Here is a 14,101-nt window from a genome sequence, read left to right as displayed (position 1 = left end):
AGCGGATCATTCGCCCTTGGTGATGTTCAGGCCTTTGAGCAGGCTCAGTGCCTGGCTCAGCTGGAAGTCATCATCCTGCGGGCGCTCTTTGCGCTTGCTGCTGCCGGTCGGGCGGTCGGCGCCGCCGTTGCCGTTACCGAGGTGGCCTTGCAGGTCGGCTTCCTTGAAGTTCTCGGTGTCGGCCTCGGCAGTGAGCTTGGCCTGGCGCACTTCGATATCGGGGACGATGCCCTGGGCCTGGATCGAGCGGCCGTTGGGGGTGAAGTACAGCGCGGTGGTAAGCTTCAGGGCGCGGTCGTTGGCCAGCGGCAGCACGGTCTGCACCGAGCCTTTGCCGAAGCTGTCGGTGCCCATCAGCACACCGCGCTTCTGGTCTTGCAGGGCGCCGGCGACGATCTCCGAAGCCGAGGCGCTGCCGCCGTTGATCAGCACTACCAGTGGTACGCCTTCACTGGCGTCGGCCGGGTCGGCCGAGAAGCGCAGCTCGGAGTTGGCGATGCGGCCTTTGGTGTAGACGATCAAGCCTTTGGTCAGGAAGTGGTCGGCCACTTCGACCGCCGACTGCAACACGCCGCCGGGGTTGTTGCGCAGGTCGAGCACGACCCCGCGCAGCTTCTTGCCGTTGTCCTTGCGCAGCTTGGCCAAGGCCTTGCCGACTTCTTCGCCGGTCTTGACCTGGAACTGGGTGATGCGGATATAACCGTAGCCGCTTTCCAGCAGCTGGCTCTTGACGCTCTTGACCTGAATGACCGCACGGGCGAGGGTCACGTCAAAAGGCGTGCCGCCATCGCGGACCAGGGTCAGGGTGATCTTGTCGCCGATCTTGCCGCGCATCTTGTCGACCGCTTCGGTCATGCTCTGGCCACGGGTCGGCGCGCCATTGATCTTGACGATCAGGTCGCCGGCTTCGATGCCGGCACGCGAGGCCGGGGTGTCGTCGATGGGCGAGACAACTTTGACGAAACCGTCTTCCATGCCCACTTCGATGCCCAGGCCGCCGAACTCGCCGCTGGTGCTTTCCTGCAGTTCCTGGAAGTCTTCCGGGCCGAGGTAGGCCGAGTGCGGGTCAAGGTTGCTGAGCATGCCCTTGATGGCGTTCTCCAGCAGGGTCTTGTCGTCCACCGGTTCGACATATGCCGCTTTGATGCGGTCCATGACTTCGGCAAAGGTGCGCAGCTCTTCCAGCGGCAGCGGCGACTTCGCCGTGGCCTCGGGAGCTGGCGTTGCGGCTGGCTTGGCCGGCTCGGCGGCATAGGCCAGGGGCGCGCCGATCGCCAGGGCGACGGTCAGGGCCAGTTGGGTGAGGCGAGGCGAGTGCAGCATGTCGAACGAACTCCTGATCCTGTTGGCGCTCCCGCAGGAGCCTCGGTGCAGCCACCGTAAATAAGTTGAAATGCCTAGCCACGGCACCATTGCGCCGGGTCGCTCGGGCGGCCCTGCTGACGAATGGCAAAGTACAGACCTGCGCTTTCCTGGCCACCGCTGTCACCCACGGTGGATATGGCTTCCCCAGCCTTGACCACATCACCGGCGCTCTTGAGCAGGCGTTGATTGTGGCCATACAAGCTCAGATAGCCATTACCATGGTCGAGAATGACCAGAAGTCCAGCCCCACGCAACCAATCGGCAAATACCACTCGGCCGCCGTGCACTGCGCGAACCTGGGTGCCACTGCTGGCGCTGATCATCACACCATCCCATTTGGCGCGGGCATCACCACCACGGGCATCACCGAAGCGTGCCAGCAATCGACCATTGACTGGCCATGGAAGTTTGCCCCGCGCTGCAGAAAACGCACCGCCATAGCTGGCGCCATCGCCGGAAACCATCGGGCCGAGGGTGGTCAGGGCCTTTTTCGGTGGCTCGGCCGGCGCCTCGGCTGGGGCCTGGCGTGCGGCCAAAACCTCCTGCTGGCGGCGTTGTTCGGCTTCGCGCTGAGCGATCAGGGCTTTTTGCCGCGCCTCCTCAGCTTCGCGGGCCTGGCGCGCGAGGGTTTCTTCGATGGTCTTGAGCACCTTGCCCAGCTCGGCCTGGTCCTGCTCGCGGGCTTGCAGCTTCTGGTCGCGCTGCTTCAAGTCGCTGTTGAGCTTGGCCAATACCGCCTTGCGCTTGTCGCGCTCGGCTTCGAGCTCCTGCCGGCGGCTGTCGAGGTTGCCGCTCTGGGCGAGCAACTGCGCCTGCTGGCTGGCAATGTCCTTCTCGACATTGGCCAACTGACGCAGGGTCTCGTTGAACACGCGCAACTGCTCCATACGCGCCTTGCTCAGGTAATCGTAATAGGTGAGGGTGCGGGCAAATTTCTCTGGGTTCTGCTGGTTGAGCAGCAGTTTCAGGTATTCCTCGCGGCCGTTGTTCTGATAAGCCGAGCGGGCCTGACTGGCAATCAGGCCTTGTTGTTCAGTGCGGGCGGACTGGAGTTTTTTTTTCTCGGTATCAAGGCGCTCCAGTTCGCCCTCGGTCTTTTTTAGTTCTTGCTGCAGGGCCTCCACCTGCTTTTCCAGGTTACCGATGTCGGTTTCGGTGCTCTTCAGGTCTTTTTGCACACCGGATTTTTCTTCCTGGAGCTTGCCCAGCATCTTCTTGAGCTCGGCGATGTCCTGGCGGGTGGCATCCAGTTGTTGCTGGGTCTGTGCGCGCTCATCGGCAAAGGCCGGGCTGAGCAGGCATGACAGGGCGAGAAGGATCAGGGCGCGGAACATGGAGTGGGCGTACCAGGGATGGAGACTGGCCTAGTATGCCCGCCTGGGCCTGCAAACAAAACGCCCCGCGGCATCTGCAGCGGGGCGTTTGTCTGGAAACAGCGGTGTAGCGGGCGGTTTATTCGACCAGAATCGAAGTCCCGGTCATTTCTGCCGGGATTTCCAGGCCGAGCAAGGTCAGCATGGTCGGTGCTACATCGGCCAGCACGCCGCCTTTACGCACCTTGAGCTGGCGCTTGCCGACATAGATGAACGGCACGGGCTCGGTGGTGTGCGCGGTATGCGCCTGGCCGGTGCTCTCGTCTTCCATCTGCTCGACGTTGCCGTGGTCGGCGGTGATCAGTGCTTCGCCACCGACTTTGTCCAGGGCATCGACAATGCGCCCGACGCAGGTGTCGAGCGCCTCGACGGCTTTGACCGCAGCGGCAAATACGCCGGTATGGCCGACCATGTCGCCGTTGGCGTAGTTGACCACGATCACGTCGTAGCGCTGCTGCTCGATCGCTTCGACGATGCGGTCGGTGACCTCAGGCGCGTTCATCTCGGGCTGCAGGTCATAGGTAGCAACCTTGGGCGACGGGATGAGAATACGTTCTTCGCCTTCGAACGGCTCTTCGCGGCCACCGGAGAAGAAGAAGGTGACGTGAGCGTACTTCTCGGTTTCGGCAATCCGCAGTTGGGTCTTGCCGTTTTTTGCCAGGTATTCGCCAAGCACGTTGTCCAGGCTGGCCGGGGCGAAGGCTGCCGGCGCGGGGATCTTCGCCGAGTACTGGGTCAGGCCGATGAAGGCTGCCACTTTTGGCTGGCGGGTGCGGGCAAACTCGTTGAAGTCAGGCTCGACGAACACCCGCGACAGTTCGCGGGCGCGGTCGGCACGGAAGTTCATGAAGATCACCGCATCGCCATCTTCGACAGTGACCGCTTCGCCAATCCGCGTGGCCTTGACGAATTCATCGCTCTCGCCGCGCGCGTAGGCGGCCTCAAGCCCTTCCACAGCGGTAGCCGCAGTGTGGTCGGCGCTGGAGTCGACGATCAGGTTGTAGGCCGCGGCGACGCGGTCCCAGCGGTTGTCCCGGTCCATCGCAAAGTAGCGGCCGATGATGCTGGCGATGCGGCCCTTGCCCAGTTTGGCGAACGCTGCGTCGACCAGTTCGAGCGACGACTGCGCGCTGCGTGGCGGCGTGTCGCGGCCATCGAGAAACGCGTGCAGGTAGATCTTCTCGGCGCCGCGCTGCGCGGCCAGTTCGGCCATGGCGATCAGGTGATCCTGGTGGCTGTGTACGCCACCGTCGGAGAGCAGGCCGAGGATGTGCACGGCCTTACCGGCGCCGACAGCCTTGTCGACTGCATCGCAGAGCACCGGATTGGTGAAGAACTCGCCATCGCGGATGGCCTTGGTCACCCGGGTGAAGTCCTGGTACACCACGCGGCCAGCGCCGAGGTTCATGTGGCCGACTTCGGAGTTGCCCATCTGCCCGTCAGGCAGGCCGACGTCCATGCCCGAACCCGAGATCAAGCCGTTCGGCTGGGTAGCGCAAAGGCGATCGTAGACCGGCGTCTGCGCGGCAAGGATGGCGTTGTATTCGACGTGTTCGCTGTGCCCGAAACCATCAAGGATGATCAGGACCAGAGGCTTGGGGGTGTTCGTCATCAATCGCACTCACGGTTGCCAGAAGATGATAAAGACCCGATTTTAGGGCAAATGCGCCACCCCAGGCGAAAATTCATCGTGTTTGCCGACTGGCGCTGCAACGTTTGCAGATGAATGCTGCACGCCTGCCCGGCGGGCGGGCTTTGGTGGGCCTTGGCTGCTGTGTATACTGGCCGACATTTTCAATCGCGTGGAACACACCTGATGGTTGCTAACCTGATTACATTTGCCACAAACCACTTCATTCTGGTGGCGATTTTCTTTGTTCTGCTGATCCTGCTGTTGCTCAACGAAATCCGTCGTGGCGGCCAGAGCCTGAGCAACGGCCAGCTGACTGCGCTGGTCAACGCCGACAAAGGCGTGGTGCTCGACATCCGCACCAGCAAGGAATTCGCGGCCGGCCACATCGTTGGCGCCCTGAACATCCCGCAAGACAAGCTCGCCAGCCGTATGGCCGAGCTGGAAAAGCATAAAGACAAGACCCTGATCGTGGTCGACAGCATGGGTCAGCAATCCGGTACCCATTGCCGTGAACTGCTCAAAGCTGGTTACACCGCGGCCAAGCTCAGCGGTGGCATTTCCAGCTGGAAAGCCGATAACCTGCCCCTGGTGAAGTGATATGAAGCCCGTCATCGTCTATTCCAGCGACTACTGCCCGTTCTGCATCCGCGCCAAGCAACTGCTGCAAAGCAAAGGCGTGCCGTTCGAGGAAATCAAGGTCGACGGCAAGCCCCAGGTTCGCGCCGAAATGAGCCAGAAGGCCGGCCGTACCTCGGTACCGCAGATCTGGATCGGCAGCACCCACGTCGGTGGTTGCGATGACTTGTACGCCCTCGAGCGCGCGGGCAAGCTCGACAGCCTCCTCGCGGCCTGAGTCACACCGCATTCAACCCATTAGGATTAGGATCAGCCATGACTGAGCAACAGAACAACGGCGCTGCCACTGACGACAACGCAGCACAATTCTCCATGCAGCGTATCTACGTGCGCGATCTGTCTTTCGAAGCACCGAAGAGCCCGCAGATCTTCCGTCAGCAGTGGGAGCCGGCTGTTTCGCTGGACCTCAACACCCGTCAGAAAGCCCTCGAAGGCGACTTCCATGAAGTCGTGCTGACCCTGTCGGTGACCGTCAAGAACGGTGACGAAGTGGCTTTCATCGCGGAAGTGCAGCAGGCCGGTATCTTCCTGATCAAGAACCTTGACCCGGCTTCCATGAGCCACACCCTCGGCGCGTTCTGCCCGAACATCCTGTTCCCGTACGCTCGCGAAACCCTGGACAGCCTGGTAACCCGCGGCTCGTTCCCGGCGCTGATGCTGTCGCCAGTGAACTTCGACGCCCTGTACGCGCAGGAAATGGAGCGCATGCAGGCCGCTGGCGAAGCACCGTCGCTGCAATAAGCACGGCTGCCAGACCGAGAAAAGCGCCCTGTTGGGCGCTTTTTTTGTGGCTCAGACAAAGCCCTGCTGGCGCCAGGCCTCATATACCGTCACCGCCACGGTGTTGGACAGGTTCAGGCTGCGGCAGCCCGGGCGCATCGGCAGGCGCAGCTTCTGCTCGGCGGGCAGGGCGTCGAGTACTTCGGCCGGCAAGCCGCGGCTTTCCGGGCCGAACAGGAAGGCATCGCCTGGTTGGTAGGCAACCTCGTGAAACGGGTGCGAGCCCTTGGTGGTGAAGGCGAACAGACGCGGCTGGCCGAGGCTTTCCAGGCACGCCGCCAGGCTCTCGTGGCGCTTGAGCGTGGCATACTCGTGGTAGTCCAGCCCGGCCCGGCGCAGGCGCTTGTCGTCCAGCTCGAAGCTGATCGGCTCGATCAGGTGCAAGGCGCAGCCGCTGTTGGCACACAGGCGGATGATATTGCCGGTATTCGGCGGAATTTCTGGTTGAAAAAGGATGACGTGAAACATGCACGGCTCCAAGCGTGAAGATGACGAGCATTCTACCCCTGAACCGGATCAGCGTTCGAAAGCGTTCCCGCGGGTAATGCTGTCGCTGGCCATCGTCGGGGTGATGGTCGGCTTGATGATCGGCCGCCTGACCACGCCTGAAGAGCGTGTGCTGGAGCAGATCGGAGTAGTGCAGGGCGGGCTTGACCTGTGGTTCAACGAAGAGCCAAAGCTGCATGGCGAGAACGTCGAAGGTACGGTGGCGATTGTGTTCGAAGCGAAGGGCAAGGCGCAGCGCGGGCAACTGATGCTGGAGGAGAAGCCGGTCGGCTGGCGTTTGCAGAACAGCGACAAGGGCTTGCTGCTGACGGTGGTGGCCGCGCGCCCCCTGCAGGGCGAATGGAGCGCTGCAGAGGACGCGGGACGTTGGCGTGTGCAGGTGAGGCTGCACGAATAAAAGAGGGGATTCCCGGCCTGCCTGTACCGAGGTCCCCAGAACTTGCTCGACTTGCGAATAAAATAGGGGTCACCCGGCCTGCCTGTACCAGGGCCCCCGAAACTGGTTGTGCAATAGCTATTGCAGGGGGCGTGCCAGGTTTTCAAACGCTGTGTTTGTTAGGGTTTGCGGGTGATTAGGTCGGGATTTGATGTCGTTTGTGCCTTGCTGCGGTGCGTTGGGCACGATCTCGGTGCATGGTACAGACTGCGCAGATCCGCAACCGAGCGCGGTCCCTGTAGGAGCGGCCTTGCCGGGGCGCCGGACCGGTCGGAAAGGCCAGCGGAGCTGGCCCGGCGATTCCATGGCGTTGCGCAGATCCTGGACCGCTACGCAGCCCTTTCCGACCGGTCCGGCGCCCCGGCAAGGCCGCTCCTAGAGGGGCGCGATGGACCGGTCGAAAAAGGCCGCTATGCGGCCCGGCGTGTATGGCGTCAAGCGTGGATCAATGATCGTCGCCGTCATCCTCATCGCCGCCGTCGATCTTCATCCCCAGTTCTTTGATCTTGCGGGTCAGGGTGTTACGCCCCCAACCCAGCAACACCGCAGCATCACGCCGACGCCCGGCGGTATGCTTGAGTGCGGTCTCGATCATGATCCGCTCGAAACTCGGCACCGCGCTGTCGAGCAGGTTGGACTGCCCCCGCGCCAACGCCTGATCCGCCCACTGGCGCAGTGCTTGCTCCCAGTTGGTCACCGGCGCAGCATCCTGCGGCAGGTTGAGCAGCTCCGGCGGCAGGTCACCCACCAGCACTTCGCGGCTAGAGGCCATTACCGTGATCCAGCGGCAGGTGTTCTCCAGCTGGCGCACGTTGCCCGGCCACGGCAGGTTGCGCATGAACTCTTCGGTCTCCGGCTTGAGCAGCTTTGGCTCGACCGACAGCTCTTGCGCCGCTCGGCCGAGGAAGTGCCTGGCGAGGGTGGGGATATCCTCACGGCGGTCGGACAGTCGCGGAATATGGATGCGGATCACGTTCAGGCGGTGGAACAAGTCCTCACGGAATTTGCCCGCCTGGACCAGGGTTTCCAGGTTCTGGTGCGTTGCGGCAATGATGCGTACATCGACCTTGACCGGGATATGCCCGCCCACGCGGTAGAACTCACCGTCAGCCAATACCCGCAGCAGGCGGGTCTGGGTGTCGGCTGGCATGTCGCCGATTTCGTCGAGGAACAACGTGCCGCCATCGGCCTGCTCGAAGCGGCCACGGCGCAGGTTGGCAGCGCCGGTGAAGGCGCCTTTCTCATGGCCGAACAGCTCTGACTCCATCAGATCCTTGGGGATCGCCGCCATGTTCAACGCAATGAACGGCGAAGCAGCCCTTGGGCTGTGACGGTGCAGGGCGTGGGCAACCAACTCTTTACCGGTACCCGACTCACCGTTGATCAACACGGTGATGTTGGAGTGGCTGAGGCGGCCGATGGCGCGGAATACTTCCTGCATCGCCGGCGCCTCGCCAATGATCTCCGGCGTGCGCGTCAGCGTCGGCGCGACATGCAGGCCTTGCTGCTCCTGAGCATGTTGGTTGGCCCGCTTGACCAGCGAGACCGCCTCGTCAACGTCGAACGGCTTGGGCAGGTACTCGAAAGCGCCGCCTTGATAGGAGGCTACCGCACTGTCCAGGTCCGAATGCGCGGTCATGATGATCACCGGCAAGCGCGGATGTTGTTCGCGAATCTGCGCCAGCAGGTCCAGGCCGCTGGCGCCAGGCATGCGGATGTCGGAAATGATCACGTCCGGCTGCTGCCGGGCCAGGCGACCCATGACTCCGTCAGCGCTGTCGAAGCTCTGGGTGGTCATGCCCTCCTGTTGCAGGGCTTTTTCCAGGACCCAGCGGATGGAGCGATCATCGTCGACGATCCACACGGTTTCACTTCGGCTCATGGGGCAGTGGCTCCTTGTTCCAGAGGCAGGAAGATCGAGAAGGTGGTGTGGCCGGCATGGCTCTCACACTCGATCAGGCCCTGGTGCTGGCTGATGATGTTCTGGGTAATGGCCAGGCCGAGGCCGGTACCGTCCGGGCGCCCGCTGACCATGGGATAGAAGAGGGTGTCCTGCAGTTCCGCCGGGATGCCGGGGCCGTTGTCGGTGATTTCGACGCGGGCTACCAGGCGATGACGGATGTGGCCAATGGTGAACTGGCGCACGGCGCGGCTGCGCAGGCTGATGCGGCCCAGGCGCAATTCGTTCTGGCTGCTGATCGCCTGCATTGCGTTGCGCACGATGTTAAGTACGGCCTGGATCATCTGCTCGCGGTCGATCAACACGTCCGGCAGGCTCGGGTCGTAATCACGCACCAAAGTGATGCAGCCTTGGCTTTCGGCCTCGACCAGGCTGCAGACGCGCTCCAGCACTTCGTGAATGTTGGTCATCGCCAGCGACGGCAGCTTGTTCGAGCCGAGCATGCGGTCGACCAGGTTACGCAGGCGGTCGGCTTCTTCGATGATCACGTTGGTGTAATCACGCAGGCCATCATTGGGTAGTTCACGGGCCAGCAACTGCGCCGCGCCACGAATGCCGCCGAGCGGATTCTTTATTTCATGGGCGAGGCCACGCACCAGCATCTTGGTGGTTTCCTGTTTGGACAGCTGGGCCTCTTCCTTGGTGATACGCAACAGCCGGTCACGCGGGTGCACCTCGAGCAGCAGCAAGGTCTGGCCTTGATGCAGGATCGGCGTAACCGCGTAATCGACGGTAATGCTTTGCCCGGTCAGCGAGGTCAGTTGCGCCTCGCGCTTGGTGAACGGGTGAGCCTGTTCAACGGCCTGGCGCAGTGAGTTGAGCGCCTCGGTCGACTCGGTGAACAGCTCGCTGATGAACTGCCCATGACTGCGCTGACCGCTGACCGCCAGCAGCATCTCTGCGGCCGGGTTCATGTACTCCAGGCGCAGTTCGGCATTGAGCAGCAGGGTCGCTGTGGTCAGGTTGTCCAGGAGTAGACGGTGCTGCGCATCGCTGATGGTCATGGGGCGTCGTCGACCTCTTTTGGCACATGGGTCGCCCTTGGCTGAGCCAAGAGCGGGCGCGCTGGTGATCCGCGTGATGGTTTGAAAATGCAAGAAACAAACCAAGGCTCCGAAAAGAAGCGCAATTACCGGAAAAAGCCCTGTTCATGCGCTATTGCAGGCCAAAAACTATCGATGAAACGATTCACTTGAACCATATTGGGCTGCATGGCAGAGCAGTAGGCCCCGCCATGCACCAATATAGAGCATCTTGCTCACTTGCTCAGTCGCAGAGCTGCCCGGTGGCGCGGATCATGCCGGTACGGTGCAGTGCATCGCCTTGGCGTTGCGCCAATGCCAGGGCCAGCTTGCGCGCGCACTGGCGGCTGCGGGTTTGATCGAAAGACGCCAATTGGTGCAGCAGGTCTGTCTGCAGGCCGTCCAGCCGCGGGCGGATGATGCGTTGCAAGTCATGTCGTGGCAGTGCCGGCGCCGCTCCGGCGAGCTGCCATTGCGACAGCCGCGCATACTGCACCAGCTTGTTGGCCTCTATCTGATCATCAAAGAACGCCGCTGCACGCGCAGGGTCAAGGCCATAGCCAGGCGCCGCGTTGCGCACGGCAGCAATGATGGCTTGCTCGCGCTCGGTTGCCTGGACGGGCTGGGCGTTATCCCATTTATGCAGCGCCACCACATCGGCCACGGCCAGTCGCCGCTCGACCAGGTCAAGCAGGGGTGAGAAGGTGGGGTCGTCAGAGGTGGCGCTGCAGCCGCTCAGACCGAGGGCGCAGGCGAGGATAAAGGGGGCAAGGCGCATCGGCAGTCTCCTTTTCAGTGGAGGCTGGAAGTGTGCGGTGATGCTGAGGGTGCGCAAGTCGGACGCTTCTGAAAATCCTGTCTGGCGAAACGGAAAACGGCCTCCCGAGGGAGGCCGTCTTCAGTTGATGCCTAGCGACGACAGGCGTCGCTTACATCAGCAGCTGTAGTACAGCTCGTATTCCAGCGGGTGTACGAAGGTGCGCACCTTGATTTCTTCTTCGCTCTTCAGCTCGATGAAGGCATCGATGAAGTCGTCGGAGAACACGCCGCCCTTGGTCAGGAACGCACGGCCTTTATCCAGCTCTTCCAGAGCTTCTTTCAGGCTGCCGCAGACTTGCGGAATGTCCTTGGCTTCTTCTGGTGGCAGGTCGTAGAGGTTCTTGTCGGCAGCATCGCCTGGGTGAATCTTGTTCTGGATGCCGTCCAGGCCAGCCATCAGCAGGGCTGCGAAGGCCAGGTATGGGTTGGCCGACGGGTCCGGGAAGCGCGCTTCGATACGGCGAGCTTTCGGGCTGCTGACGTAAGGAATACGGATCGATGCGGAACGGTTACGGGCCGAGTAGGCGAGCATTACCGGTGCTTCGAAACCTGGGACCAGACGCTTGTAGGAGTTGGTCGACGGGTTGGTGAAGCCGTTCAGTGCCTTACCGTGCTTGATGATGCCGCCGATGAAGTACAGGGCGGTATCGGACAGGCCGGCATAGCCTTCGCCAGCGAAGGTGTTCTTGCCGTCTTTCCAGATCGACATGTGCACGTGCATGCCCGAACCGTTGTCACCGTACAGTGGCTTCGGCATGAAGGTAGCGGTGCGGCCGTAAGCGTCGGCAACGTTGTGCACGACGTATTTCAGGGCCTGGACTTCGTCAGCTTTCTTCACCAGGGTGTTGAACTTGACGCCGATTTCGTTCTGACCGGCAGTCGCCACTTCGTGGTGGTGAACTTCAACGATCTGACCCATTTCTTCCAGTGCGTTGCACATGGCAGTACGGATTTCGTGGTCGTGGTCGAACGGAGGTACTGGGAAGTAGCCGCCTTTGACGCCTGGACGGTGGCCTTTGTTGCCGCCTTCGATGTCAGCACCGGTCATCCACGAGCCTTGCTCGGAGAAGATCTTGAACATCGAACCGGAGATGTCGGACTGGAACTTCACTTCGTCGAAGATGAAGAACTCAGGCTCTGGACCGGCGAACACGGTGTCACCCAGGCCAGTGCTCTTGAGGTACTCTTCAGCGCGCTTGGCGATAGCACGTGGGTCGCGATCGTAGCCGAGCATGCTCGACGGGTCGACGATGTCGCAGGTGATGATCAGGGTTGGCTCTTCGGTGAACGGGTCGAGCACAGCGGTATCGTCAACCGGCATCAGGATCATGTCGGAGGCTTCGATGCCTTTCCAGCCGGCAATCGACGAACCGTCGAACATCTTGCCGACTTCAAAGAAGTCTTCGTCCAGACCATCACGCGCCGGCATGGTCACGTGATGCTGAGTGCCTTTGGTGTCCGTGAAACGCAGATCAATCCACTTGACGTCATGATCTTTGATGAGTTGAACCGACTTCGACATGTTGTCCTCCGGAGGGTCTAGAGCGCGGTGGGCCGCTGCCCTGGAAAAAGGGTGTTGCTGGGCGCGGATAGTCGGCCAAGCTTACCTGCCTCACAAGAGAGCAAATTGCATGCCAGTGCCCGAAAATGGCGAGTCTGAGATAAAAGCGGGCGTTCAGGGGCACTTATTGGTAGTGGTCCGAGCAAAAGCGCACCTTTTAGATGCGGAAATTGCGAACTGCGCACCAAATTAGTGCGCATCTTTGCGGGGGCGTTTTCTGGAACCTCTTCGCGGGTAAACCCGCTCCCACAGAGATAGCGGTGGAGTCGGGCATTGCACCATCCTGTGGGAGCGGGTTCACCGGGACGCCGGATCGCCGCTAAAGAGCCGGCACAGGCGCGGCAAAATCAATCTCTTGCACTCATCTCAAACCTTTCTGTTCAAAAGTTGGTCAAATCCTGAGCAATTTCCGCTATAATTCGCGCCCCTCATTTTCGGCAGGCCCTGGGCGCGCTGTTTACCCATGAAACTCATCGTCAAAGTCTTCCCAGAAATCACCATCAAGAGCCGGCCGGTGCGCAAGCGCTTCATCCGTCAGCTCTCGAAGAACATCCGCAACGTGCTCAAGGATATCGACCCTGAGCTGAAGGTTGACGGTGTCTGGGATAATCTCGAAGTGGTCACCCGCATCGAAGACGAGAAGCTTCAGCGCGAGATCATCGACCGGCTGTCGTGCACGCCGGGGATCACCCATTTCCTTCAGGTAGAGGAATACCCGCTGGGCGACTTCGACGATATCGTCGAGAAGTGCAAGGCGCACTACGGCCATCTGCTGGCCGGCAAGCGCTTCGCCGTACGCTGCAAGCGTGGCGGCCACCACGACTTTACTTCGATGGATGTCGACCGTTATGTTGGCAGCCAGTTGCGCCAGCAGTGCGGCGCCGCCGGTATCGACCTGAAGAACCCGGAAATCAAGGTGCGGATGGAAATCCGCAATCAGCGCCTTTACGTCATCCACAATCAGCATCAAGGTATCGGCGGTTACCCGTTGGGCGCGTTGGAGCAGACTCTGGTGTTGATGTCCGGTGGTTTCGATTCCACCGTGGCTGCCTACCAGATGATGCGTCGCGGCCTGATGACCCACTTCTGCTTCTTCAACCTCGGCGGCCGTGCCCACGAGTTGGGGGTGATGGAAGTCGCTCACTACCTGTGGAAAAAATACGGCAGCAGCCAGCGCGTGCTGTTCATCAGCGTGCCGTTCGAAGAAGTGGTCGGCGAGATTCTCGGCAAGGTCGACAACAGCTACATGGGCGTTACCCTCAAGCGCATGATGCTGCGCGCAGCGGCCAACATCGCTGACCGCCTGCAGATCGACGCGCTGGTCACTGGTGAGGCGATTTCCCAGGTGTCGAGCCAGACCCTGCCCAACCTGACAGTGATCGACCAGGCCACTGACAAGCTGGTCCTGCGTCCGCTGTTGGCCAGCCACAAACAGGACATCATCGATACCGCTTATCAGATCGGCACAGCCGAGTTTGCCAAGCACATGCCAGAATACTGCGGCGTCATCTCGGTCAACCCGACTACCTGCGCCAAACCGCAGCGGGTTGTATATGAGGAGGCCCAGTTCGATATGCAGATCCTGGAGCGCGCGCTGGAACGTGCTCGCTTCATCTCGATCGACCATGTGATCGACGAACTGAGCCAGGACATTCAGATTGAAGAGGTGGCCGAGGCCACTCCAGGCCAGATCGTCATCGACATTCGTCACCCCGATGCGCAAGAGGATCAACCTCTGGTGATCGACGGTATCGAAGTCCAGACCATGCCTTTCTATGCCATCAACAGCCGCTTCAAGCAGCTCGATGGCAACCGTCAGTACCTACTTTATTGCGACAAGGGCGTCATGAGTCGCCTGCATGCGCATCATCTGCTCAGTGAGGGACATGCCAATGTGCGTGTTTATCGTCCGGCATAAACTGCCAGGGCTGTATGGCGGCAGCATCCGCCATCGCCCTCCCGACCCGCGGGCCCGCTGAGCCTTTTACCTTCATATTGGCCGTCTAGAA

Annotated in this window: 13 protein-coding genes; 5 read left to right on the top strand and 8 right to left on the bottom strand. The window is 61.2% G+C overall.

The window, feature by feature from the left end; genetic code table 11:
- Positions 1-6: 6 nt before the first annotated feature.
- From ACIOAU_RS09145 to gpmI, 3 genes are all read right to left on the bottom strand, one after another.
- Positions 7-1,323, bottom strand: coding sequence for a S41 family peptidase (locus ACIOAU_RS09145; protein WP_150571520.1), 1,317 nt, complete (start codon positions 1,321-1,323; stop codon positions 7-9).
- Positions 1,324-1,397: 74 nt separating this feature from the next.
- Complete coding sequence (locus ACIOAU_RS09140; protein ID WP_401181465.1) at positions 1,398-2,699, bottom strand: murein hydrolase activator EnvC family protein; 1,302 nt, start codon at positions 2,697-2,699, stop codon at positions 1,398-1,400.
- Positions 2,700-2,817: 118 nt separating this feature from the next.
- On the bottom strand, positions 2,818-4,350 hold the full coding sequence (gpmI, locus tag ACIOAU_RS09135) for a 2,3-bisphosphoglycerate-independent phosphoglycerate mutase (protein ID WP_101315602.1): 1,533 nt from the start codon (positions 4,348-4,350) through the stop codon (positions 2,818-2,820).
- A gap of 204 nt (positions 4,351-4,554) precedes the next feature.
- Between gpmI and ACIOAU_RS09130 the strand changes: the two genes are divergently transcribed.
- From ACIOAU_RS09130 to secB, 3 genes are read left to right on the top strand one after another with little or no spacing between them, the layout of a single operon-like run.
- Entirely contained in the window at positions 4,555-4,968 is a 414-nt protein-coding gene (locus tag ACIOAU_RS09130; RefSeq protein WP_101315604.1) for a rhodanese-like domain-containing protein, read from the top strand.
- Between the two features lies 1 nt (position 4,969).
- Complete coding sequence (grxC, locus tag ACIOAU_RS09125) at positions 4,970-5,224, top strand: glutaredoxin 3 (protein WP_101315605.1); 255 nt, start codon at positions 4,970-4,972, stop codon at positions 5,222-5,224.
- Between the two features lie 38 nt (positions 5,225-5,262).
- A complete protein-coding gene (gene secB / locus ACIOAU_RS09120; protein WP_103435737.1) occupies positions 5,263-5,748 on the top strand; it encodes a protein-export chaperone SecB in 486 nt (161 codons plus the stop codon).
- A gap of 51 nt (positions 5,749-5,799) precedes the next feature.
- On the opposite strand, the gene trmL is transcribed toward secB, so the two are convergent.
- Entirely contained in the window at positions 5,800-6,255 is a 456-nt protein-coding gene (gene trmL, locus ACIOAU_RS09115) for a tRNA (uridine(34)/cytosine(34)/5-carboxymethylaminomethyluridine(34)-2'-O)-methyltransferase TrmL (RefSeq protein ID WP_103435738.1), read from the bottom strand.
- Between trmL and ACIOAU_RS09110 the strand changes: the two genes are divergently transcribed.
- Positions 6,254-6,691, top strand: a complete 438-nt coding sequence (locus tag ACIOAU_RS09110) for a hypothetical protein (RefSeq protein WP_150571220.1) — start codon at positions 6,254-6,256, stop codon at positions 6,689-6,691. The genes trmL and ACIOAU_RS09110 overlap by 2 nt on opposite strands.
- Before the next feature lie 484 nt (positions 6,692-7,175).
- On the opposite strand, the gene ntrC is transcribed toward ACIOAU_RS09110, so the two are convergent.
- From ntrC to glnA, 4 genes are all read right to left on the bottom strand, one after another.
- On the bottom strand, positions 7,176-8,612 hold the full coding sequence (ntrC, locus tag ACIOAU_RS09105) for a nitrogen regulation protein NR(I) (protein WP_101315613.1): 1,437 nt from the start codon (positions 8,610-8,612) through the stop codon (positions 7,176-7,178).
- Positions 8,609-9,694 (bottom strand): nitrogen regulation protein NR(II), encoded by a 1,086-nt coding sequence (glnL, locus tag ACIOAU_RS09100; RefSeq protein WP_101315616.1) that lies wholly within the window; start codon positions 9,692-9,694, stop codon positions 8,609-8,611. Before glnL ends, ntrC begins: the two co-directional genes overlap by 4 nt.
- Before the next feature lie 262 nt (positions 9,695-9,956).
- Positions 9,957-10,490 carry a chorismate mutase gene (locus ACIOAU_RS09095; protein WP_401181457.1) on the bottom strand — a complete coding sequence of 178 codons (534 nt, stop codon included), beginning with the start codon at positions 10,488-10,490 and terminating at the stop codon, positions 9,957-9,959.
- A gap of 156 nt (positions 10,491-10,646) precedes the next feature.
- On the bottom strand, positions 10,647-12,053 hold the full coding sequence (gene glnA / locus ACIOAU_RS09090; RefSeq protein ID WP_101315620.1) for a type I glutamate--ammonia ligase: 1,407 nt from the start codon (positions 12,051-12,053) through the stop codon (positions 10,647-10,649).
- 502 nt (positions 12,054-12,555) lie between these two features.
- Between glnA and thiI the strand changes: the two genes are divergently transcribed.
- Entirely contained in the window at positions 12,556-14,010 is a 1,455-nt protein-coding gene (gene thiI, locus ACIOAU_RS09085; RefSeq protein WP_150571217.1) for a tRNA uracil 4-sulfurtransferase ThiI, read from the top strand.
- Positions 14,011-14,101: the final 91 nt, after the last annotated feature.

The organism is Pseudomonas sp. NPDC088322 (assembly GCF_044740745.1).
In the GTDB taxonomy this organism is placed as follows: Bacteria; Pseudomonadota; Gammaproteobacteria; order Pseudomonadales; family Pseudomonadaceae; genus Aquipseudomonas; species Aquipseudomonas shirazensis.
This window is presented reverse-complemented; position numbering and strand designations above follow the sequence as displayed.

What these genes read in the sequence shown, in the direction of transcription:
- ntrC (WP_101315613.1), bottom strand. Translation starts at nt 8,612, where the DNA reads ATGAGCCGAAGTGAAACCGTGTGGATCGTCGACGATGATCGCTCCATC.
- ACIOAU_RS09140 (WP_401181465.1), bottom strand. Translation starts at nt 2,699, where the DNA reads ATGTTCCGCGCCCTGATCCTTCTCGCCCTGTCATGCCTGCTCAGCCCG.
- trmL (WP_103435738.1), bottom strand. Translation starts at nt 6,255, where the DNA reads ATGTTTCACGTCATCCTTTTTCAACCAGAAATTCCGCCGAATACCGGC.
- gpmI (WP_101315602.1), bottom strand. Translation starts at nt 4,350, where the DNA reads ATGACGAACACCCCCAAGCCTCTGGTCCTGATCATCCTTGATGGTTTC.
- ACIOAU_RS09110 (WP_150571220.1), top strand. Translation starts at nt 6,254, where the DNA reads ATGCACGGCTCCAAGCGTGAAGATGACGAGCATTCTACCCCTGAACCG.
- secB (WP_103435737.1), top strand. Translation starts at nt 5,263, where the DNA reads ATGACTGAGCAACAGAACAACGGCGCTGCCACTGACGACAACGCAGCA.
- ACIOAU_RS09130 (WP_101315604.1), top strand. Translation starts at nt 4,555, where the DNA reads ATGGTTGCTAACCTGATTACATTTGCCACAAACCACTTCATTCTGGTG.
- grxC (WP_101315605.1), top strand. Translation starts at nt 4,970, where the DNA reads ATGAAGCCCGTCATCGTCTATTCCAGCGACTACTGCCCGTTCTGCATC.
- thiI (WP_150571217.1), top strand. Translation starts at nt 12,556, where the DNA reads ATGAAACTCATCGTCAAAGTCTTCCCAGAAATCACCATCAAGAGCCGG.
- glnA (WP_101315620.1), bottom strand. Translation starts at nt 12,053, where the DNA reads ATGTCGAAGTCGGTTCAACTCATCAAAGATCATGACGTCAAGTGGATT.
- ACIOAU_RS09145 (WP_150571520.1), bottom strand. Translation starts at nt 1,323, where the DNA reads ATGCTGCACTCGCCTCGCCTCACCCAACTGGCCCTGACCGTCGCCCTG.
- glnL (WP_101315616.1), bottom strand. Translation starts at nt 9,694, where the DNA reads ATGACCATCAGCGATGCGCAGCACCGTCTACTCCTGGACAACCTGACC.
- ACIOAU_RS09095 (WP_401181457.1), bottom strand. Translation starts at nt 10,490, where the DNA reads ATGCGCCTTGCCCCCTTTATCCTCGCCTGCGCCCTCGGTCTGAGCGGC.